The 19,071-nt window shown below is 65.8% G+C and carries 20 protein-coding genes and 1 riboswitch; of the genes, 5 read left to right on the forward strand and 15 right to left on the reverse strand.

The window, feature by feature from the left end; genetic code table 11:
• Positions 1 to 163: 163 nt before the first annotated feature.
• The 4 genes from DX905_RS11890 to DX905_RS11905 all read right to left on the reverse strand — a co-directional run bounded on the left by DX905_RS11890 (position 164) and on the right by DX905_RS11905 (position 5,637).
• Positions 164 to 1,606 carry an amidase gene (locus tag DX905_RS11890; RefSeq protein ID WP_116091528.1) on the reverse strand — a complete coding sequence of 481 codons (1,443 nt, stop codon included), beginning with the start codon at positions 1,604 to 1,606 and terminating at the stop codon, positions 164 to 166.
• Positions 1,606 to 3,153 (reverse strand): amidase, encoded by a 1,548-nt coding sequence (locus DX905_RS11895; protein ID WP_116091529.1) that lies wholly within the window; start codon positions 3,151 to 3,153, stop codon positions 1,606 to 1,608. The genes DX905_RS11890 and DX905_RS11895 overlap by 1 nt, the downstream gene beginning before the upstream one ends.
• 907 nt (positions 3,154 to 4,060) lie before the next feature.
• A complete protein-coding gene (locus DX905_RS11900; RefSeq protein ID WP_116091530.1) occupies positions 4,061 to 5,047 on the reverse strand; it encodes an aldo/keto reductase in 987 nt (328 codons plus the stop codon).
• A gap of 212 nt (positions 5,048 to 5,259) precedes the next feature.
• Positions 5,260 to 5,637 carry a winged helix-turn-helix transcriptional regulator gene (locus DX905_RS11905; RefSeq protein ID WP_116091531.1) on the reverse strand — a complete coding sequence of 126 codons (378 nt, stop codon included), beginning with the start codon at positions 5,635 to 5,637 and terminating at the stop codon, positions 5,260 to 5,262.
• 96 nt (positions 5,638 to 5,733) lie between these two features.
• Here DX905_RS11905 and DX905_RS11910 point away from each other — a divergent pair, with 96 nt between their 5' ends.
• On the forward strand, positions 5,734 to 6,459 hold the full coding sequence (locus DX905_RS11910) for an SDR family NAD(P)-dependent oxidoreductase (RefSeq protein WP_116091532.1): 726 nt from the start codon (positions 5,734 to 5,736) through the stop codon (positions 6,457 to 6,459).
• A gap of 192 nt (positions 6,460 to 6,651) precedes the next feature.
• Here the strand turns inward: DX905_RS11910 and DX905_RS11915 are convergent, their stop codons facing one another.
• From DX905_RS11915 to hemC, 6 genes are all read right to left on the reverse strand, one after another.
• A complete protein-coding gene (locus tag DX905_RS11915) occupies positions 6,652 to 7,050 on the reverse strand; it encodes a GFA family protein (RefSeq protein WP_116091533.1) in 399 nt (132 codons plus the stop codon).
• The gene (locus DX905_RS16080) at positions 7,047 to 7,208 is read right to left on the reverse strand and encodes a hypothetical protein (protein WP_162875584.1); all 162 of its coding nucleotides are present in this window, start codon (positions 7,206 to 7,208) and stop codon (positions 7,047 to 7,049) included. The genes DX905_RS11915 and DX905_RS16080 overlap by 4 nt, the downstream gene beginning before the upstream one ends.
• Positions 7,209 to 7,399: 191 nt before the next feature.
• Positions 7,400 to 9,361, reverse strand: a complete 1,962-nt coding sequence (thiC, locus tag DX905_RS11920) for a phosphomethylpyrimidine synthase ThiC (RefSeq protein ID WP_116092525.1) — start codon at positions 9,359 to 9,361, stop codon at positions 7,400 to 7,402.
• Between the two features lie 64 nt (positions 9,362 to 9,425).
• Positions 9,426 to 9,538: riboswitch (TPP riboswitch) on the reverse strand.
• An 88-nt stretch (positions 9,539 to 9,626) separates the two neighbouring features.
• Complete coding sequence (locus DX905_RS11925; RefSeq protein ID WP_116091534.1) at positions 9,627 to 10,454, reverse strand: COG4223 family protein; 828 nt, start codon at positions 10,452 to 10,454, stop codon at positions 9,627 to 9,629.
• Positions 10,451 to 11,128, reverse strand: a complete 678-nt coding sequence (locus tag DX905_RS11930; RefSeq protein WP_116091535.1) for a uroporphyrinogen-III synthase — start codon at positions 11,126 to 11,128, stop codon at positions 10,451 to 10,453. The genes DX905_RS11925 and DX905_RS11930 overlap by 4 nt, the downstream gene beginning before the upstream one ends.
• Positions 11,125 to 12,033 carry a hydroxymethylbilane synthase gene (gene hemC / locus DX905_RS11935; RefSeq protein WP_116091536.1) on the reverse strand — a complete coding sequence of 303 codons (909 nt, stop codon included), beginning with the start codon at positions 12,031 to 12,033 and terminating at the stop codon, positions 11,125 to 11,127. The genes DX905_RS11930 and hemC overlap by 4 nt, the downstream gene beginning before the upstream one ends.
• A gap of 141 nt (positions 12,034 to 12,174) precedes the next feature.
• Between hemC and DX905_RS11940 the strand changes: the two genes are divergently transcribed.
• Positions 12,175 to 12,357: a hypothetical protein gene (locus DX905_RS11940; RefSeq protein ID WP_116091537.1), complete on the forward strand. Its 183-nt coding sequence runs from the start codon at positions 12,175 to 12,177 to the stop codon at positions 12,355 to 12,357.
• On the opposite strand, the gene ung is transcribed toward DX905_RS11940, so the two are convergent.
• Complete coding sequence (gene ung / locus DX905_RS11945; RefSeq protein ID WP_116092526.1) at positions 12,354 to 13,052, reverse strand: uracil-DNA glycosylase; 699 nt, start codon at positions 13,050 to 13,052, stop codon at positions 12,354 to 12,356. The genes DX905_RS11940 and ung overlap by 4 nt on opposite strands.
• A 168-nt stretch (positions 13,053 to 13,220) precedes the next feature.
• On the opposite strand from ung, the gene DX905_RS11950 reads away from it, so the two are divergent.
• On the forward strand, positions 13,221 to 13,763 hold the full coding sequence (locus DX905_RS11950) for a 2'-5' RNA ligase family protein (protein ID WP_116091538.1): 543 nt from the start codon (positions 13,221 to 13,223) through the stop codon (positions 13,761 to 13,763).
• Here DX905_RS11950 and DX905_RS11955 read toward each other — a convergent pair.
• From DX905_RS11955 to hslV, 4 genes are all read right to left on the reverse strand, one after another.
• Entirely contained in the window at positions 13,760 to 14,395 is a 636-nt protein-coding gene (locus tag DX905_RS11955) for a DedA family protein (protein ID WP_116091539.1), read from the reverse strand. The two genes, DX905_RS11950 and DX905_RS11955, sit on opposite strands and share 4 nt — an antisense overlap.
• 42 nt (positions 14,396 to 14,437) lie before the next feature.
• Positions 14,438 to 14,785 carry a TlpA family protein disulfide reductase gene (locus DX905_RS16085; RefSeq protein ID WP_162875585.1) on the reverse strand — a complete coding sequence of 116 codons (348 nt, stop codon included), beginning with the start codon at positions 14,783 to 14,785 and terminating at the stop codon, positions 14,438 to 14,440.
• 327 nt (positions 14,786 to 15,112) lie between these two features.
• Positions 15,113 to 16,411 carry an ATP-dependent protease ATPase subunit HslU gene (gene hslU, locus DX905_RS11965; protein ID WP_116091541.1) on the reverse strand — a complete coding sequence of 433 codons (1,299 nt, stop codon included), beginning with the start codon at positions 16,409 to 16,411 and terminating at the stop codon, positions 15,113 to 15,115.
• A 66-nt stretch (positions 16,412 to 16,477) separates the two neighbouring features.
• Positions 16,478 to 17,032 (reverse strand): ATP-dependent protease subunit HslV, encoded by a 555-nt coding sequence (gene hslV, locus DX905_RS11970; RefSeq protein WP_116091542.1) that lies wholly within the window; start codon positions 17,030 to 17,032, stop codon positions 16,478 to 16,480.
• A gap of 188 nt (positions 17,033 to 17,220) precedes the next feature.
• Between hslV and DX905_RS11975 the strand changes: the two genes are divergently transcribed.
• Complete coding sequence (locus DX905_RS11975; RefSeq protein ID WP_116091543.1) at positions 17,221 to 17,661, forward strand: Ros/MucR family transcriptional regulator; 441 nt, start codon at positions 17,221 to 17,223, stop codon at positions 17,659 to 17,661.
• Between the two features lie 105 nt (positions 17,662 to 17,766).
• On the forward strand, positions 17,767 to 19,038 hold the full coding sequence (locus tag DX905_RS11980; RefSeq protein ID WP_240320834.1) for a multidrug effflux MFS transporter: 1,272 nt from the start codon (positions 17,767 to 17,769) through the stop codon (positions 19,036 to 19,038).
• The last annotated feature ends 33 nt before the right edge of the window (positions 19,039 to 19,071 follow it).

The following is a 19,071-nucleotide window of genomic DNA, read 5'->3' on the forward strand; positions in this document are numbered from 1 at the left end:
GCGCCGGAGCAGATAGCCGAAGGGCGGAGGCGGCGGTCCGGCCGGGCGGAGTGGAGGCCGCGCAGAAGTACGGGCGTTGCGAGATAGCCTGCATCGTCGAGCGCCGCAGAGGTGCGAGACGGACGCCAAAGGCCAACAGCCAGTCCAAGTTTGCTCTTCGAGTTCACCGAAGCGGCCTTCCAAGCTGCTCGTAGGCAAAGCCCACCGAGAGCACGCGAGCATCGTCCCACTTAGTGCCGATAAAGCTCAGGCCGACCGGCATACCGCGATCAAGCGCCATCGGGACGGTCAAATGCGGGTAGCCGGCGACGGCCGGCAGCTGACCCGCGGATCCTTGCATCCGATCGTCGTCGGTGCGGTCGAGGGTGCCTGCGCGGGAGGTGGTCGGCGCCACGAGGATGTCGACATGGTTCGCGGACAGCATTCGGTCGATGCCCTCCGGCCCGGCGGCGCGGGCTGCGTTGACAGCGGCCGTCGCGTAGGCCGGATCGTCAGGTCCGATCGCCCTTTCGGCGTTTTCGAAGGACTCCTGCTTGAAATAGCGCATCTCGCGAGGCTCGCTCTGATTGAAGGTGATCAGAGCGGCCAGCGTGCGCCACGGCACTTGGCTGCGCCGGGTGCTGGCGAGATAGGCGTTGAGATCCTGCTTGAAGTCGGTGACCATCACCGTGCCTTCCCAGCCGCCGATCAGATCGCGTTGTGGCGGCGGCGTGTCGATATCAACGATCTCAGCGCCCGCAGCGCGCATCCGCCGTACGGCCTGCTCGAACAAGGCCCGGGTCTCTGCGGGATAGGACGGAAGCGAGTAGCGTAGAACGCCGATGCGCGCGCCCCGCAGGGCATGAAGGTCAAGCGCTGCAGCGAAATCGATGGTGTGCCCGTCGGCGTCGGCGGTGGCGGGGTCCGCAGGATCGCTGCCCGCCATGGCCGTTAGCACCCGCGCCGCATCCCGGACATTCCTCGCGATCGGCCCTGGCGTGTCGAAATGGTGGCTGATCGGAATGACATGCGTCCGGCTGACGAGGCCAACGGTGGGCTTGAAGCCGACCACGCCGTTGACGGAGGCTGGGCAAACGATAGAGCCGTCGGTCTCGGTGCCCACCGCCGCTGGCGCCAACCCTATGGCCACCGCCACCGCACTCCCCGATGAGGACCCGCACGGCGTGCGGGCTGGATCATAAGCGTTCAAGGTCTGCCCGCCGACGGCGCTCCAGCCGGGCACTGCACTCGTCGATCTGAAGTTTGCCCATTCGGTAAGGTTGGTTTTCCCGAGGATCACCGCACCTGCACGGCGAAGGCCGGCAACCAGCGGCGCATCGCGGCCGGGCGCGTTGTGGAGCAACGCGAGCGAACCCGCCGTGGTCGGCATATCGCGTGTCTCGATATTGTCCTTGATCAGGATCGGCATGCCGGCGATGCCGCGGCCATTCCAGCGCACCACCCGGCGAGGATGTGCCCATGCGATGATCGCGTGCTTCGCAGCCTGCGCTGGCTTAACCAGCGGAGCACCAAACGCCTCGCCGCGAGGCGCTGCAGCTGCCGGCGAAAGCCTAACGAGCGCCGCTGATGCTGCGCAGAATAGCGTCAGGACATGCGCACGCCTCATCACTTTGTCTCCCGCTTTCGCTCAATCCGTCGTTCCGAAAGCTCCGGCGCCGCGACCGGCAGCTTGGATGCACCCACACGCTGTTCGAACGCATAGGCATAGTTCAGGAGCTGGCGGTCGCTGTTCTCCTGTCCGAGGAGCGAGATCCCGAATGGCAGCCCGTCCGCCGTCGCACCCGCGGGAATGCTGATGTCGGGCCAGCCGGCGAGGCTGGCGAGGACCGGTCCGAAGTTGCCGAACCGGCCACGCGCATCGCGGCGTGGGTCCTCGCCGAGCCGATTGATGCGGATCGTCTGCGTTGGATAGACCAAGGCATCCAGGTGATGATCGAGGAAGACCGAGCGCAGCGCGGCGCGCAGATACTGCCGCCCCTCTGTCTTCGCCGCTTGATAGCCGGCGTCGGTCAGCGGGGGTGCGCCGGCTTCCCATTTGTACCCTGAAAGCCGTCCGGGGTTCGGCGTCGCCCCTGGCATGGGCGCATCGACGAGCTTCTGGCTGAGTGCCGTGATCTCGGCATGGCTGCGCGGAAAGCGAGGCGGAAAGGCGCTCGACAAATATCCGTCGAGGCTCGGTACGGCTTCGGTCTGAACGATCGTCGCCTGGAGGCGATCACTCAGGTCGATCAGCCCCACGGGCAGGTCGACGTCGATCACGGTAGCGCCCGCGGCCTTCAGCGCCGCAATGGCGGCGGTCATCGCCGCGTCCACCGCAGGGTCATCGCCCGAGAATTCCACACGCGGAAAGCCGACGCGCGCGCCGCGTAGCGCTACGGGGTCGAGCCTCGGCGGTGAATCTCCCTCGAGCACTGCCAGCACCAGACCGGCATCTTCGACGTGGCGTGAGATCGCGCCTACGCTGTCCAGGGTGGGGGCGTTGGGCTGGATACCGGCATAGCTGATCGCGCCGGTGGTCGGGCGCATGCCGACGACACCGTTCGTCGCTGCCGGCCAACGCGCCGAGCCGGTCGTGTCCGTAGCTATTCCGACCGGGGCATAGCCCGCCGCAACCCCGACGGCGGTTCCGTTGGATGATCCCGCTGGGCTGAACTCCAATGCGTTCGGATTGCGGGTCTGGCCACCCATCGAACTCAGGGGAGGGCCTGACGCCAGTTCGCTGAGGTTCGTCTTGCCGAGGATGATGGCGCCTGCTGCGCGGAGCCGCCGAACCACCGTGGCGTCGGCATAGGGTAGCGCGCCCCTGAAGCCGTAAAAGCCAAGCGTCGTCGGCATATCATGCGTGTCGATATTGTCCTTAAGCAGGATGGGGACGCCATGCAGAGCGGAGCGGGGTCCCTTGCTTCTCCGCTCGGCGTCGAGCGCCTTCGCCTCGGCAATCGCCGTGGGATTGATCGCCAGCATGGCATGGAGAGTGGGATCATATGCCCGGATTCGGGCCAATGAGAGGCGGACCAGCTGCTCGGAGGAGAGGCTGCCGGCCTGGAACGCTGCATTGATCTGGGCGACTGTTGCTACTGCCGGATCAAACCGCGGTTGAGTGCGAACGCCTGGCATATGTGTGAACGAGCAGAATGCTATCACGGTCAACATCCACCGAGCGCCCACCTCATTCTCCCTAAAGTCCTGCGGCTCCGCATCATCAGCCGGGCCTCACACGTCAATGTAATCGGTTACAGCCCGTTGCGACGACGAGTAATGGCGGCTCAGTTGATTGTCCAACGGATGGTGAAAGCGCCCTGATAGCGGAGCTGCTTCACTAAGCGGCTTTGGACGGCACTTGCGAGGGACTGTGATATCGTTGGGCTTCAAGGCGCTCTGGACTGAAAATCAGAGAGTTGCGTTCTTCCAGAACGTGGCGAAGCACATGCCCTCCTGCGATTGGCAGCCGCTCCTAGGCTGCATAACGTCCGCAACTGGGCCGTAGGCGGCGGGTGTTTGCAAGCACAGGCCAGTCGAGCTGAGGGCCTGCTCGAGGCAGTCCTTACGTTCGACGCGCGCGCAGGGGGGCCAGATCGTGCTGGCAGAGGAGGCGGGCGATCCGTTCTACCCTCGAGCTCGTCATGCCAGTCTCCGCTCCTTCGCTCGACTTCAGCGGCCACGGTGGCCGATGAAAGCTGTTGGGTTTGGGCCAGCGATGCCAATTGCCCCAACGCGATCAGCAAGACGAAAGCTACTGCGATCCACAACGGCCATCGCACCTTGCGTCCATCATGGCGTTTTCGCGTAAGCCATCGCGAGATAAAAAAGCCGATGGCGATTATCCCGCCATAGACCAGCAGAAGTGCCAGGATGAAACCGACGCCGACGCCAGCATTAACGGCTGCCGATTGTTCGATGCTGACCCTCCATGGTGTGCGGGGTAGCAGGAGTGACTATCGCTCGCAATGATATGCGGATCTTACCCTCCGGCGCTTCAGCCGATCCTCACGATCAACACTATAGTCGCGCGGGCGGTGGTCCGCGCTGCGCTTGGGGCAGCGCCGCTGACGGAGCCTCGTTACAGGTTCAGCGCCGCCATCTGGGGAGCGGCATAGCGCGTGCCCTCGGCGGCGCCGGGCGGCAGCACCTCGTCGATGCGGGCGAGATCCGCTGCACTCAGCGTCACGTCCAGTGCGCCAAGATTGTCCTCAAGATATTTGCGGCGCTTGGTGCCCGGGATCGGGACCACGTCCTCACCCTGTGCCAGCACCCAGGCGAGCGCGAGCTGGGCAGGGGTGCAGCCCTTCTCGGCGGCTAGCCGCTCGATCTCGCTGACCAGATCGAGATTCTTCTGGAAGGCTTCGCCCTGGAAGCGTGGCGCATTTCGCCGATAATCATCTGCCGGCAGGTCGTCCGGGCTCTTGAACTGGCCGGTGAGAAAGCCGCGCCCGAGCGGGCTGTAGGGCACAAAGCCGATGCCGAGCTCGCGGATCGTCGGTAGAATCTCGGCTTCCGGATCGCGGCTCCAGAGCGAATATTCGGTCTGGAGCGCGCTGATCGGATGCGTTGCATGGGCGCGCCGGATCGTGGCGGGTGCCGCCTCCGACAGTCCGAGATATTTCACTTTGCCCGCGGTCACGAGCTCGGCCATCGCGCCGACCGTCTCCTCGATCGGCACGTTCGGATCGACGCGGTGCTGATAATAGAGGTCGATCACGTCGATCCCGAGCCGCTTCAAGCTGGCGTCGCATGCCTGGCGGACATAATCGGGCCGGCCGCTGACACCCTGGAAGCTGCCGTCCGCGCCGCGGACGTTCCCAAACTTGGTGGCGACCACCACCCATTCACGCCGCTCGCGCACGACGCGACCGACCAGCTCCTCATTGGCGCCGACGCCATACATGTCGGCCGTGTCGAGGAAGGTGACGCCGAGATCGAGCGCGCGGTTGATCGTGGCGACCGACTCCGCGTCGTCACGGCCCGCATAGAATTCGGACATACCCATGCAGCCGAGGCCGAGGGCGGAGACTTCGAGGCCTTGCGAGCCGAGCTTGCGCATTTCCATTTTTCGGTTCCGTTGATGCCGCCTGGCTGAGAAGCCGAGCGCGGGTGATTGTCGATCGACGTTCCGCCCTCCAATGCCCGTGCGCGATCAAGGTTGCAGGTCCATCGACCAGCCGGGGGTGTCGCGCGTCATGTCGCAGCTGTCCCGAAATCGATCGTGATGTGGGACGATGCGGCGAGGCGGAGTTCCTCCGGTGGCTAAACCTCCTCCTCCTACTCTTCGTTTCTTCTCGACGTGTCATAGGCACGCTGTGCTGTTTCCATCGCGGGGCCGTTGGCGAGCGACCAGCTATACAGGGCAGCGAAGGGTTCGCGGAGCGAGCAGCCAAGGTCGGTAATTGTATATTCGACCCCGATCGGCTGCGTCGGCAGCACCTTGCGACTGACAAGGCCGTTGCGTTCGAGACGCTTCAACGCTTCGGACAAAGCCTTGTGCGTGATACCGTCGAGGCGGCGCTTGAGGTCGTTGAACCGCGCCGGCTGCGTGCAGAGGACGCTCAGGATCAGCACGGTCCACTTGTTGGCGATATGTTCGAGGATGGGCCGCGCCGCGGTGACATCGAGCGGTAGATCGAGCACGTCCTTGGTCATGGATATACGCCTCGATATCTAGGCACCACTGGGTGCGTTCTTGTGATTAGATATAGGAACTATACCTAGTCGTCATCACCAGCGATGTGAGGACGTATGAGCAGGCTTTCAGGAAAAATCGCGGTCGTGATCGGTGGCCATGGCGGCATCGGTGGCGCGATCGCAGAGCGGTTCGCCGCGGAAGGCGCCACGGTTTACGCAACCAGCCGTGGCGCCGAAGAGGGTGAGGTCGAGCGGGGCGCCGGCCGGCTGCGCGCGCGCCGCGTCGATGCTTCCGATCTGGCGGCGCTCGCCGCCTTCTTCGCGGCGGTGCACAGCGAGGCCGGACGGGTGGACGTGCTCGCCGTCAATGCCGGCATCTCCCAATTCGCGACGCTCGACGCCATCAGCGAGGATCATTTCGACCGGACGTTCGACCTCAACGTGCGCGCGCTGCTGTTCGCCGCCAAGGCTGCGACGGCGATCATGCCGGATGGCGGCTCGGTCGTGCTGGTGGGCTCGATCGCCGACGCCATCGGAACCAAGGGCTATGGCGTCTATGGGGCCACCAAGGCCGCGGTGCGCTCGTTCGCGCGGACCTGGGCCAACGAGCTGGCGCCCCGCAACATCCGCGTCAACGTCGTGGCACCGGGACCGACCGACACCGCCATGATGGCGGCAGCGTCCGACGAGGTGCGCGAGACGCTGACGAAGCTGATCCCGCTCGGCCGGATGGCGCGTGGCGACGAAGTAGCCTCGGCCGCTTTGTTCCTCGCCAGCGATGAAAGCAGCTTCATCACGGGCGCCGAACTGCCGGTGGACGGCGGCATGGCGCAGGTCTGACCTGGCCTTCCGCCAAGGCGACTGCGCGACCCTTGCGAGGCTCGGCGGCGTTTGTTTTTGGGAAGGCAGGCCTGGAAGCGTGTGGCTTAATGCCCGGCCCTGGGGCGGGGGATCGCGTTGTCCAGCGGATCGGCTTCCCGGCGTGGATCAGTCATAAACTATCTTCCCAATACCATCGCCACGGATCGCGGCCTATTCGTTGAGGCTGCTCCGCAGCTTGTGCGGCAGATCGGGATTGAGCATTTCCCAGCCGATCCTTTCTCCGGTCCAAATCTCCACCGTCGGCGGGAAGGCTTCTGGGTCATCCAGCGTCGCGGTGGTGACGTCGCGATGGCCGGGGCGGGAATCACGGCGGTAGGTGACGAGGCTGCCACAAGTCGCGCATGAACCCCAGAAGATGCCGGGCGAGGAGGAATATTCGCGCACCTCGCCTTGCAGCAGCGCGAAATCCTCCTCCGCGAACACCGCCCACGCGACGCTGACGCCGCCGGTGGCGCGGCGGCAGGATATGCAGTGGCACAGGGTCTGCGCCACTGCCTTGTCCGCGACGCGATAGCGGACCTGGCCGCACAGGCAGCCGCCTTCGATCATGGCAGCCTCGGCAGATCGGGCGGCGCGATCCGCTGGCGCGCGGCGCGGACTATGGCAGCGCTCGAAAGCAGGATCGCGGCCATCAGCCCGCCGACGGCGAGCAGACCAACCGGCGTCACCGTCAGGCTTGCCTCGCTTTCGAAGCTGCCGATGCGCATGCTGGCGCGGGCGGTTTGACGTTCGGTCAGGCTTTCGACGATGCGGGAGATGGCTGGTTACTCCGCTGCCGGCGGGCGATGTCCGCTGGCGGCCGTGAGCTTAAGCAAGCTGGACCCCGGATCAAGTCCGGGGTGACGATAGAGATGTCGGCACGTCACCCACCAAGTCCGGGCAACGCGCCGGCGATGGCTCAATCGTGCTCGCGGTCGCCCGCGCCCATGTAGAGCTCGCGGCCGGTCTCGTTGTAGAGCTGGCTCATCTTCTGCATGCCCGCCTCCGCCTCCTCGGCATTGGCGGCGATGAAGGTGTCGGCCGGGGCATTCTGCTTGGCGGCGAAATCCCTTGCGGCATCTTGCCCCTCGGCAAGCTGCCGAGGTTCGGGATCGCGATCTGCTCCCAGCAGATCGCTGTTAGCCGCCCTGCCGGCGGCGAAGTCACGCACTTCCTGCGTGATCTTCATCGAGCAGAATTTGGGGCCGCACATCGAGCAGAAATGCGCGGTCTTGGCACCTTCGGCCGGGAGCGTCTGGTCGTGATATTTCTCGGCCGTGTCCGGATCCAGCGACAGATGGAACTGATCGCGCCAGCGGAATTCGAAGCGGGCGCGCGACAGGGCGTCGTCGCGCAGCTTGGCGGCGGGGTGGCCCTTGGCGAGATCGGCGGCGTGGGCGGCCAGCTTGTAGGTGACGACGCCGACCTTGACGTCGTCTCGGTCGGGCAGGCCGAGATGCTCCTTGGGCGTGACGTAGCAGAGCATCGCCGTGCCGTACCAACCGATCATCGCCGCGCCGATGCCGCTGGTGATATGATCATAGCCCGGCGCGATATCGGTGGTAAGCGGCCCCAATGTGTAGAAGGGCGCCTCGCCGCAGGCCTCGAGCTGCTTTTCCATATTCTGCTTAATCTTGTGCATCGGCACGTGGCCGGGGCCCTCGATCATCACCTGCACGTCCTGTTCCCAGGCGCGCTTGGTGAGCTCGCCCAGCGTATAGAGCTCGGCGAACTGGGCCTCGTCATTGGCGTCCGCGATCGAGCCCGGGCGCAGGCCGTCGCCCAACGAATAGGCGATGTCATAGGCCTTCATGATCTCGGTGATCTCGTCGAACCGCTCGTAGAGGAAGCTCTCGCGGTGATGCGACAGGCACCATTTGGCCATGATCGATCCGCCGCGGCTGACGATGCCGGTGACGCGCTTGGCGGTCATGGGGATATAGGGCAGGCGCACGCCGGCGTGGATCGTGAAATAATCGACGCCCTGCTCGGCCTGCTCGATCAAAGTGTCGCGGAAAATCTCCCAGGTCAGCTCCTCGGCGATGCCGCCGACCTTTTCCAGCGCCTGATAGATCGGCACGGTGCCGATCGGGACGGGCGAGTTGCGCACGATCCATTCGCGCGTGTCGTGGATGTTGCGGCCGGTGGAGAGGTCCATGACCGTGTCCGCGCCCCAGCGGATCGACCACACCATCTTGTCGACCTCGGCGGCGACGTCGGATGCCACGGCTGAATTGCCGATATTGGCGTTGATCTTGACCAGGAAGTTGCGCCCGATCGCCATCGGCTCGCTCTCGGGATGGTTGATGTTGCTCGGGATGATCGCGCGGCCGCGCGCGACCTCGTCGCGGACGAATTCGGGGGTGACGAAATCGGGAATGGACGCGCCCCAATCCTCGCCGTCGCGGTTCAGGCTGATCATCCGCTCGCGGCCGAGATTCTCGCGCTCAGCGACATATTCCATCTCGGGCGTGATGATGCCTTTGCGGGCATAGTGCATCTGGCTGACGTTCATGCCCGGCTTGGCGCGCAGCACGCGGCGGCGGACATTGGGGAAGGGCTGGACGCCGCCGGAGCGGTCAGGGCCCAACTGGCCGTTATCCTCGGGCTTGAGCTCGCGCTGATCGACCTCCTCGACATCGCCGCGGCCGCGGATCCAGTCGCGGCGCAGCTCGGTGAGGCCTGCCATGATGTCGATGCGGGCATTGGGATCGGTATAGGGGCCGGACGTGTCGTAGACGCGCAGCGGCGACTCATTGGCGCTCGGCTCGAGCACGATTTCGCGCATCTTCACGCCGAGCGGGCCGACATGGATCTTGCGCGAGCCGCGGATCGGCCCGGTAGTGACGGCGAGTTCGGTGCGGGCGGGAATGTCGGCCATGCTTCGGTCTTCCTCATGTTCGAGGGAGGCCTGCTTGGGCGCCCGCCAATCCCCCGGACCGGTTTTGCGCGCCTTCGCCCCTCCCTACGCCGGTGTCAGCCGGATCAGGTTCGACGGGTCGCGAGGAACGCCTCGCCTCTCAGCCGCACGAGTCTCGCGGCCCCCCGGGGATACGCGCATCGTAGACCGATCGCCCGGCGCCGGGAAGCGCTCAATGCGCTGCGGCAGAATATGGGCGAGGAGAGCAAGGCTCGGGTTTGAGGCGTCAGTCGACGATCGCCGCCGGGACGACCGCGGGGCTCGCCTTGGGCTTGAGCAAGGCGGCGCTTTCGATCCGGTCGAGCGCGTTGCGGGCGAGCACGTAACGGCGCGCCTGGGCCAGCCAGTCATTGGCGCGCGCGGCACCGGGCATGCGCGCGACCTCGGCGGCGGCGGCGTCGACCTGGCCCTCCTCGAGCGCGTGCTCGGCACGGGTCAGGCGATCGGCCGGGACGGTCGAGGGCTGGTCGGCGCGGCGCACCACGAACAGGCTGGACAGCTCATGCTTGAAGCCCGGCCACCAGGCCTGATCCGAACCGCGCGTCACGAGCGTGGGGCGCAGCGCTTCCAGGCCGTCGCGCAGCTGGGCGAGCGTGACCGGGCGCTGCGCGGCGGCGATGATCTGGACGACCGAGGGGGCGTCGCTGCTACCGAAGCGGTCGCGCAGCAGCCCTTCGATATAGCCGAGCGGCTGGCCGCGATCGAGCGCGCGGCGGGCGGCGAAAGCGATCAGCAACGCCTCGGCGCGATCGGCGTCGCCCGACGCCTCGGCCGCGCGGGCATCCAGCATGTTGACGCGCGATTCGATCGCGGCGAGCCGCTCATCGAGCGCCGGATCACTGGGCGGCGGCATCGGGCGGACGACCGGCTGGGCCGGCGCGGGCACGATTGCGGCGACCTTGGCAGCCGGGCGGATGAGGCCCGCGAGCCGATCCCAATTGCGGACGGCGAGGATCGTGGCACCGACGCCGAGCACGAATGCGACGAATGCGATCAGCAAGAGGCCATAACGCCCCCGCCGCCTGGTCGTCCCGTAATAGTCGGTCTGGGTCATGGCGCCTTGTCGCACAGAGACAGGGCCGCCGCCAACAGTGCCGCATCATCGGGCGTGGCGGCGATCGCGGCCTCTTTCCAGCTGCCCGATGCCGCGTCCGCGCTGATCGCGGCGATCGAGACGGTGAGGGGGCTTAGTTCGGCGGCGGCAAGCAGGCTGGCGAACAGCCTGCCGGCGCGCGGCGAGTGGACCAGGGTGACTGCGCCACGGCCCAGCGCGGCGCGGGCGGCGCCGGGGAGGGCCGCGACCGGATCGGCGGCATAGACGATCCGCCGCGCGATGGGGAAGGGCGCGGCCCCGGACTTGCGATCGCGGCCGGCGAGGTGAAGCGGGCGGGCCACGCCATCCCGCGCCATCAGCCCGATCAACGCGGCGGCATCGCTCGCGCCGACGCGGACATCGGCGAAGCCGGCGGCGCTCGCGGCGACGGCGGTGGCTTCGCCGACGGCGTAGGCGGGCAGGGCGCGATAGAGATCGAGCGCGGCGCCGGCGTGGCGCACGGCATTGGCGCTGGTCAGCATCAATGCATCATGCTCGCGCGGAGCGGGTGCGTCCCACGCCACCGATTTGAGCGTGAAGATCGGTGCGGGGATCGCCTGGAGGCCGGCCGCGGTGGCGCGCGCGAAGGTGGCGGACGCGCCCGGCTCGGGCCGCAGAACCAGCACCGGCCTCATGCGGCGAACAAAGCGCGCAGCGGCGGCGGCGCGCGATCGAGCAGGGTGCGGGCCAATGCAGCCGGCCCGGCGGCGTCGGCGATGGCGAAGCGAGCCTCCCCGCTTTCCCACAGGGCGCCATCTTCGCTCAATATTTCGGCGCGGAGCAGGATCGCGTCGCCCTCGACGCAGGCCAGCGCGGCGACGGGGGAGCGGCAATCGGCGCCCAATGCGGCAAGCAAGGCGCGCTCGGCCAGCACGCAGCGGCTGGTCGCGGCATCGTCGATCGCGGCGAGCAACGCCCGCGTCGCGGCATCGCCCGCCCGCGCCTCGACGCCCACCGCCCCCTGAGCAGGCGCGGGGAGGAAGTCGAGCGGCGTGCCGATATCGCCGCGGCCGAGCCGGTCGAGACCGGCGGCGGCCAGCAGAGTGGCGTCGGCCTCGCCCTCGGCCAGCTTGCGCAGGCGGGTGTCGACGTTGCCGCGGAACAAGAGGATCTGTGCGTCCGGGCGGGCGCGGCGGATCTGGGCGGCCCGGCGCGGCGACGAGGTGCCGACGCGCGCGTTTTGGGGAAGCGCGGCGATGCTGTCCGCCCCGATCAGCCGGTCGCGCGTGTCGGCGCGCGGCGGCATCGCGGCGATAACGATCTCGGCGGGACGGATCGTCTCGACATCCTTCATAGAGTGGACCGCGAAATCGATGTCGCCGGCGAGCAGGGCGCGGTCGAGCTCCTTGGTCCACAGCGCCTTGCCGCCAATGTCCGCCAGCGCGCGATCCTGCACCCGATCCCCGGTGGTGCGGATCGGCACGATCTCGATCGCGGCTTCGTTCCAATCGTGCGCGGCGCGCAGGGCAGCCGCGACCATATTCGCCTGCCACAAAGCAAGCGGCGAGCCGCGCGTGCCGAGACGAAGGGTGCGTGTCATGCGCGCCTTCTAGCCAAGCCGAACCGAAAGCCAATGCGGCGCCCGGATCGTGCCGCAAAAGGGTGGTGGCGCGGCCCACGAAAGACTATAACGTCCCCGTAACGATCCGTTGCGCTTGGCGGAGGGGTCGGGGGAGCGGCGATGATCAGCTACAGGCTCTACCGCCTCCGGGATGACCGCGTTTCCAGCACGGCCACGTTCGACGCGGCCGATGACGTCGCTGCGATCGAGGCGGCGCGCGCCGAGACCAATGAAGTCGATTGCGAATTGTGGTGCGACAATCGGCTGGTCGCTTTCATTCCCGCGACCAAGCGCGACGCCTAACCCGGCGCGGGCAGCTGCCAGTCGATCGGCTGCCGGCCATGGGCCGTGAGGAAGGCATTCGCCTTCGAGAAATGGTTGCAGCCGAAGAAGCCGCTATGCGCGGACAAGGGCGAGGGGTGGGCGGCCTTGAGCACGAGGTGGCGCCCGCCCTTGTCGATACTGTCCACGAACGCCGCCTTCTTCTGCGCGTAATTGCCCCACAGCATGAACACGACCGGCTCGGGCCGCGCATTGACCAGGCGGATGATGGCGTCGGTGAAGCGTTCCCAGCCGCGGCCTTGATGCGATGCGGCCATGCTCATCTGCACGGTCAGCACCGCGTTGAGCAGCAGCACGCCCTGCCTGGCCCAATGTTCGAGGAAGCCGTGGCGCGCGGGCGGGATGCCGAGGTCGCGTTCCATTTCCTTGTAGATGTTGACGAGGCTCGGCGGCGTGCGGACCCCCGGCTGGACCGAGAAGCACAGGCCATGCGCCTGGCCTTCGCCGTGATAGGGATCCTGGCCGAGGATGACGACGCGCACGTCCTCCAGCGGGGTCAGATCGAGCGCGCGGAACCAGTCGGCGGGTTTCGGGAAGATGCGCTTGCCCGCCTGCTTCTCGCGCAGCAGGAAGCTGCGCAGGGCCTGCATGTAGGGATCGTCAAACTCGCCCTTCAGCGGTTCGAGCCAGCTTGGATGCAGCCTGATCTCGCCCATCGATTCCTCCCCGCTCCGAATGTCCGAGGCGATTACCACGGTCAATCGCTGCCGCTCTCCTCCAGCCTTGACCATGGGCGAAGGTCCGATCCGGACCGGATCGCGGTTGCAGCCGATTGCAGGAAGAACATAGGAAGAACAAATCCTGGTCATTTATCGGAGTTCGCGATGCCCCGATCGGCTTCGTCGCCGCAGCTTGCGGTGCACAATCTGTTCTTTGCAATTCAGCCGCCGAAAGACATTCGCCTGCGTCTGGCCAAGGCGACCGCATTGCTGCCTGTGGGTGGCAAACCGGTGGGTGCCGATCGGCTGCACATCAGTACTTTGAACCTGGTGCACGAAGGCGCCTTGCCGGAGGGTTTGCGGGAAGAAGCCGCGGAGGCTGTCACAGATATGGAGGCAAGCCCGTTCCCGGTCATGTTCGATCGGCTGGCCGGCGGGGCCACATCGATCGTACTGTTGCCGGGCGAGCCGCTCGATCACCTTCGCCTGTTTCGCGAACGGCTCGGCCTTCGACTGATCCGGGCGGGCATGGATGTCCGGCTGGAGCGGCGCTTCCGGCCGCACATCACATTGCTTTACGGCAACGAACTGACGTTCGAGACGGAGATCGACCCGATCGTCTGGACCGTGGAGGATTTCGTGCTGATCGATAGCTTCGTGGGGCAGACGAAGCATGTCGAGGTGGGGCGTTGGCCGTTGCGGGCCTAGCGCGCCTTACGCTTCTTGATTTCGCGCCACACGAACCAGACAATGCCGGCGGCGAGAGCGGCGACGACGGCGGCATCGGCGCCGTGGAGGATGTGCGACAGGCGCGGATCGGTCGCCCAGGCGGCGCCCAGCTTCATGCCGACCCACGCCAGCGCGAAGCACCACGGCCACGAGCCGATGAAGGTATAGATGTGAAAGCGGAGCAGCGGCATGCGGGCGACGCCGGCGGGAAAGGCGATGAAGGAGCGCACGAACGGCAGCAGGCGACACACCAGCACGGTGATGCTGCCCCAGCGGGCGAAGAAGCGCTCCGCCTGGTCGAGATGGTCCATGTTGAGCAGCACGTAGCGGCCCCAGCGCGCGACGAAGGCGCGGCCGCCATGCTTGCCGACCTCGTAGGCGACAATCGAGCCGAGATTGCAGCCGATCGCGCCGGCGGTCGCGACCAGATACAGATTGAAGCGGCCGGTCGAGACCAGATACCCCGAGAAGGGCATGATGATCTCGGACGGGAGCGGGATACAGGCGCTCTCGATCGCCATCAGGAAGGCGATGCCGGCATAGCCGCCGGCGGAGATCACGGCGATGATCCAGGCGGCGATGGGGGCGAGAATGCGTTCGGTGAGGGACATCAGGCTGCTGTGGCAAGGCCCGCGCCCGCTGTCGAGCGGGCGTTACCGGGCCGGTGCGGCCGCGGGGGCGTCGGCAGGGGCGGGCTGGTTGAGCAGCGGGACGATGACCTTTTCCAGTTCGTCCAGTTCGAAGGCCCCGGCCTTGGCGTAGCGCACCACGCCGGCGCGATCGATCACATAGTTGGTCGGGACGCCGTTATCGATGATCGGATAGGCGTCGGCATGCGCACGATCACCCAACACCACGGGGAAATGCACCATATTGGCGACCTCGCGCATCGCCTTGTTCGCTTCGGCACCGCCGGTCTCGATCGCGATGACGGTGAAGCCATATTTCGCGCGTAATGGCGTATATTGCTCGAACAGGATGAATTCGGCGCGGCATGGCACGCACAGGTCGCCCAACGATTGACGATCACCACCTTGCCGCGGAGCGACGCGAGATCGATCTTGTCTTTTCTGACGGTCGTCACGCGAAAGTCGGGCGCGAACTGGCCGATCTTCGCCTTCACGGCATGAAGGGCGGGCGTCGCCAGCACCGCGGCCGCGATTGCAATCGGCAATGATGGTCTCACGCGACGCCCCCCTTGGGCAAGGGTCGCCGCGATCCTCCGTCGAGTCAATCGGGGGAATGGCAGCGCACCCACCCAAGTCCCGTGCGTGCTTCGAGCGGCGGAAGAGCCTTAACCTCGCTCTCCACGCGCAGGCCGCTGCACGCTACAGGACATATTTGCTGAGGTCGGTGTCGCGCGCGACCGCCGCCAGCTGCGAATCCACATAGGCCCCGTCGATCGTGAGCGTGGTGCCGCCGCGATCCTCGGCGTGAAAGCTCACATCCTCGAGCAGCTTCTCCATCATCGTCTGCAAGCGGCGGGCGCCGATATTCTCGACGCTGTCATTCACCTGGGCGGCGGTCCGCGCGATCGCGGCGATGCCGTCTTCGGTGAAGGTCAGTTCGACCTGCTCGGTGCCGAGCAGTGCACGATATTGGGTGGTCAGGCTGGCGCGCGTATCCGACAGGATGCGCACGAAATCCTGTTCGGTCAGCGGCTTCAGCTCGACCCGGATCGGCAGGCGACCCTGCAGCTCGGGCAGCAGATCGCTTGGCTTGGCGACGTGGAACGCGCCCGACGCGATGAACAGGATATGGTCGGTCTTCATCGGCCCATATTTGGTCGCGACCGTCGTGCCCTCGATCAGCGGCAGCAGATCGCGCTGCACGCCTTCGCGGCTGACCGATCCGCCGCGCACGTCGCTGACCGCGATCTTGTCGATCTCGTCGAGGAAGACGATGCCGTTGGCTTCGGCGTCCGCCAGCGCCACCCGAGCGACGTCCTCCTGATCGAGGCGCTTGTCGGCTTCTTCCTCGACCAATTTGGTCCAGGCGGAGCGCACCGGCAGCTTGCGCTTCTTCATGCGACCGCCGCCCAATTTGCCCATGATCTCGGACAGATTGAGCATGCTGACCTGGCCGGGCACGCCGGGAATCTCCATCGTGCCGTTGCCGCTATCCTCAACCTCGATCTCGATTTCCCTGTCGTCGAGATGGCCGTCCTGGAAGCGCTGCCGGAACGACGCGCGGGTCGCTTCCGAGGCGTCCTTGCCAACCAAGGCGTCGACCAGGCGGGCCATCGCCGCTTCCTCGGCCTTGTCCTTCACCGCGGCGCGGCGGCGTTCCTTCTCGAGCCGGATCGCTTCCTCAACGAGGTCGCGGGCGATCTGCTCGACGTCGCGGCCGACATAGCCGACCTCGGTGAACTTGGTCGCTTCGACCTTCACGAACGGGGCATCGGCAAGCTTGGCGAGGCGGCGGCTGATCTCGGTCTTGCCGCAGCCGGTGGGCCCGATCATGAGGATGTTCTTGGGGCTGACCTCGTCGCGCAGTTCCGGCGCGAGTTTCTGCCGGCGCCAGCGGTTGCGCATCGCGACCGCGACCGCGCGCTTGGCGTCGTCCTGGCCGATAATGTGCTCGTTGAGCGCAGCAACAATGGCCTTGGGGGTAAGTGCGTCGTTCATTGGATACTCTATCTTCCTCCCGCGCGGGGAGGGCGGAAAAGGAGGGGTCGAAGCGGACGGTGCGAATTAGGTCGCGCTGTCCAGCGTCTCGATCGTCAGGTTGCCATTAGTGAAGACACAGACCTCGCTTGCGATCTGCATCGCCTTGCGCGCGATCGTTTCCGCATCGTCTTCGTAATCGACCAGCGCGCGGGCCGCGGCGAGCGCATAATTGCCGCCCGATCCGATCGCGGCGACGCCTGCTTCGGGCTCAAGCACATCGCCATTACCGGTTAGGATCAAAGTAACTTCCTTGTCGGCGACGATCATCATGGCTTCGAGGTTGCGGAGATATTTGTCCGTGCGCCAATCCTTGGCGAGTTCGACCGCCGCCCGCAGCAATTGACCGCGATGCTGTTCCAGCTTGCGCTCGAGCCGTTCGAACAGGGTGAAAGCATCGGCGGTGGCGCCGGCGAAACCGCCGATCACCTCGCCATTGCCCAGCCTACGCACCTTGCGCGCATTGGGCTTGATCACCGTATTGCCGAGGCTGACCTGGCCGTCGCCAGCCACGATCACCTTACCATTCTTTCTCACCGACAGGATTGTCGTTCCATGCCAGCCGATCTTGTCTTCGCTCATTGCCCGTCCCGTAAGTTGTGGCCGGGATATGGGAAGGCGAAAAGGCTTGTGCAACGCGCGCCCGTCAGGATCGCCGCGCCACGATCAATCGTGCATTAATCGGGGATAAATTACAGTTAAGCCTTAGCTATAGCTGGCGGAGGCAGAAATCGCCTCCTATATGCGCCGTTTCCCCAAGGAGTATTAAAGTGGCGACTGACAATCAGGAATTGATTACCCTCACGGCCGACATTGTTGCAGCTCACGTCAGCAACAACAGCGTTCCCACCGCCGAAGTGGGTAGCCTGATCCAGAGCGTTTATACTGCGCTCCAGCAGGTCGGCACCGGCGCCCCCGAGCCGCAGGCTGAAAAGCCCAAGGGCGCAGTTTCCGCCCGCGCATCGGTCAAGCCCGATTATCTCGTGAGCATGATCGACGGGAAGCAGTATAAGATGCTTCGCCGCCACATCTCGCAGCATGGCTACACCCCGGAAACCTATCGCGAAGCCTTTGGCCTTGCGCGCGATTATCCGATGGTCGCGTCCAATTATGCCGAGCAGCGCCGCGCGCTGGCGCACAAGATCGGGCTCGGCCGCAAGCCGCGCACGGGTGGCGCCAAGCCCGGCCGCAAGCCGAAGGCCACGGTCTAAGCTTCAACGACATTCTTAAAGGCGGCCGCAGACCAACCTGGTTTGCGGCCGTTTTTCTTTGCCTGATCCTTGCCGCACCGCAGCAAAGGCGGCATAGAGGCTTCCATGCCCACACAAATCGATCCAAAACCCGCGTCCCAGGGCGCCGGGCCCGGCATGGCGTTCGGGCTGTTCGTCGCGCTGATCGCATCGCTGATGGCGGTCACCCCGCTCGGTATCGATTCGATGTTGCCGGCGCTGCCCGAGATCGGGCGTTCGCTCAATATCGCCACCGAAAATCACCAACAATGGGTGATCGCGATTTACGTGTTCGGTTTCGGTGCAGCGCAGATCGTCTACGGGCCGCTGTCGGACAGCTATGGGCGCAAGCCGATCCTCGTCGTCAGCCTGCTGCTGTTCAGCACGATGAGCATCATCGCCGGCCTGTCCCAAAGCTTCGAGGCATTGTTGGCGGCGCGCCTGTTCCAGGGCATTGCCGGCGCGTCGGGGCGCGTCTTGACGGTGTCGATCGTGCGCGATTGCTTCTCCGGACGCCAGATGGCGCGGGTCATGTCGATCTCCTTCATGATCTTCCTGGCGGTGCCGATCATGGCGCCGAGCATCGGCCAGTTGATCATGCTGCTCGGCAGCTGGCGGCTGATCTTCTTCTTCCTGGCGGGTTTCGCCGGCGTGGTCGTGATCATCTCGGGCTTTCTGATGCACGAGACATTGCATCCCGAATATCGGCGGCCCTTGTCGGCACGCGCGATCGGGCAGGGAATCGCGCAGACGCTGCGCGAGCGGACCGCTTTGGGCTACATGCTCGCGATGACGCTCATCTTCGGGTCGCTGATGGGCTTCATCAATTCCGTCCAGCAGATCTTCGCCGACATTTTCCATGCGCCGAAATGGTTTCCGGCGGTGTTCGCGGGCGTAGGCCTGTCGATGGCGGTGTCGGCCTTCATCAACTCGCGCATCGTCGAGCGTTTCGGCACGCGCAAGGTCTCGCACACGGCGCTGCTGGGCCTGATCGGGGTCAGCGCCGTCCATGTCGTCGTTGCGATGACCCGGCACGAGACCATGCTGAGCTTCGCGATCCTGCAATGGGCCACGATGTTCTGCTTCGGCCTGATCGGTTCGAACTTCGGATCTATGGCGATGGAGAATGTCGGCGAGATCGCCGGTACCGCGTCGTCGGTCCAGGGCTTCGTCTCGACTTGCGGCGGCGCCCTGCTGGGACTGGCGATCGGCCAGGCTTTCAACGGCACCGTCGTGCCTTTGGCGCTGGGCTTCTTCCTGCTCGGGCTGGCCGCACTGGGGGTAGTGCTAATCACGGAGCGCGGCAAGCTGTTCCGGGCGCATCATGCGGCGCGGGCGACGGAGCCGGCCTTACACTAAGGCGGTCGCTGCGCTGAACCTACCCCGTCATTA

Source organism: Sphingomonas crusticola (genome assembly GCF_003391115.1).
GTDB classification, from domain to species: domain Bacteria; phylum Pseudomonadota; class Alphaproteobacteria; order Sphingomonadales; family Sphingomonadaceae; genus Sphingomonas_I; species Sphingomonas_I crusticola.

What these genes read in the sequence shown, in the direction of transcription:
- DX905_RS11905 (WP_116091531.1), bottom strand. Translation starts at nt 5,637, where the DNA reads ATGACCAAGGACGTGCTCGATCTACCGCTCGATGTCACCGCGGCGCGG.
- ung (WP_116092526.1), bottom strand. Translation starts at nt 13,052, where the DNA reads ATGGGCGAGATCAGGCTGCATCCAAGCTGGCTCGAACCGCTGAAGGGC.
- DX905_RS11950 (WP_116091538.1), top strand. Translation starts at nt 13,221, where the DNA reads ATGCCCCGATCGGCTTCGTCGCCGCAGCTTGCGGTGCACAATCTGTTC.
- thiC (WP_116092525.1), bottom strand. Translation starts at nt 9,361, where the DNA reads ATGGCCGACATTCCCGCCCGCACCGAACTCGCCGTCACTACCGGGCCG.
- hemC (WP_116091536.1), bottom strand. Translation starts at nt 12,033, where the DNA reads ATGACACGCACCCTTCGTCTCGGCACGCGCGGCTCGCCGCTTGCTTTG.
- DX905_RS11900 (WP_116091530.1), bottom strand. Translation starts at nt 5,047, where the DNA reads ATGGAAATGCGCAAGCTCGGCTCGCAAGGCCTCGAAGTCTCCGCCCTC.
- DX905_RS16080 (WP_162875584.1), bottom strand. Translation starts at nt 7,208, where the DNA reads ATGCGCATCGGCAGCTTCGAAAGCGAGGCAAGCCTGACGGTGACGCCG.
- hslV (WP_116091542.1), bottom strand. Translation starts at nt 17,032, where the DNA reads ATGAGCGAAGACAAGATCGGCTGGCATGGAACGACAATCCTGTCGGTG.
- DX905_RS11940 (WP_116091537.1), top strand. Translation starts at nt 12,175, where the DNA reads ATGATCAGCTACAGGCTCTACCGCCTCCGGGATGACCGCGTTTCCAGC.
- DX905_RS11955 (WP_116091539.1), bottom strand. Translation starts at nt 14,395, where the DNA reads ATGTCCCTCACCGAACGCATTCTCGCCCCCATCGCCGCCTGGATCATC.
- DX905_RS11890 (WP_116091528.1), bottom strand. Translation starts at nt 1,606, where the DNA reads ATGAGGCGTGCGCATGTCCTGACGCTATTCTGCGCAGCATCAGCGGCG.
- DX905_RS11910 (WP_116091532.1), top strand. Translation starts at nt 5,734, where the DNA reads ATGAGCAGGCTTTCAGGAAAAATCGCGGTCGTGATCGGTGGCCATGGC.
- DX905_RS11980 (WP_240320834.1), top strand. Translation starts at nt 17,767, where the DNA reads ATGCCCACACAAATCGATCCAAAACCCGCGTCCCAGGGCGCCGGGCCC.
- DX905_RS11925 (WP_116091534.1), bottom strand. Translation starts at nt 10,454, where the DNA reads ATGACCCAGACCGACTATTACGGGACGACCAGGCGGCGGGGGCGTTAT.
- hslU (WP_116091541.1), bottom strand. Translation starts at nt 16,411, where the DNA reads ATGAACGACGCACTTACCCCCAAGGCCATTGTTGCTGCGCTCAACGAG.
- DX905_RS11895 (WP_116091529.1), bottom strand. Translation starts at nt 3,153, where the DNA reads ATGTTGACCGTGATAGCATTCTGCTCGTTCACACATATGCCAGGCGTT.
- DX905_RS11930 (WP_116091535.1), bottom strand. Translation starts at nt 11,128, where the DNA reads ATGAGGCCGGTGCTGGTTCTGCGGCCCGAGCCGGGCGCGTCCGCCACC.
- DX905_RS11915 (WP_116091533.1), bottom strand. Translation starts at nt 7,050, where the DNA reads ATGATCGAAGGCGGCTGCCTGTGCGGCCAGGTCCGCTATCGCGTCGCG.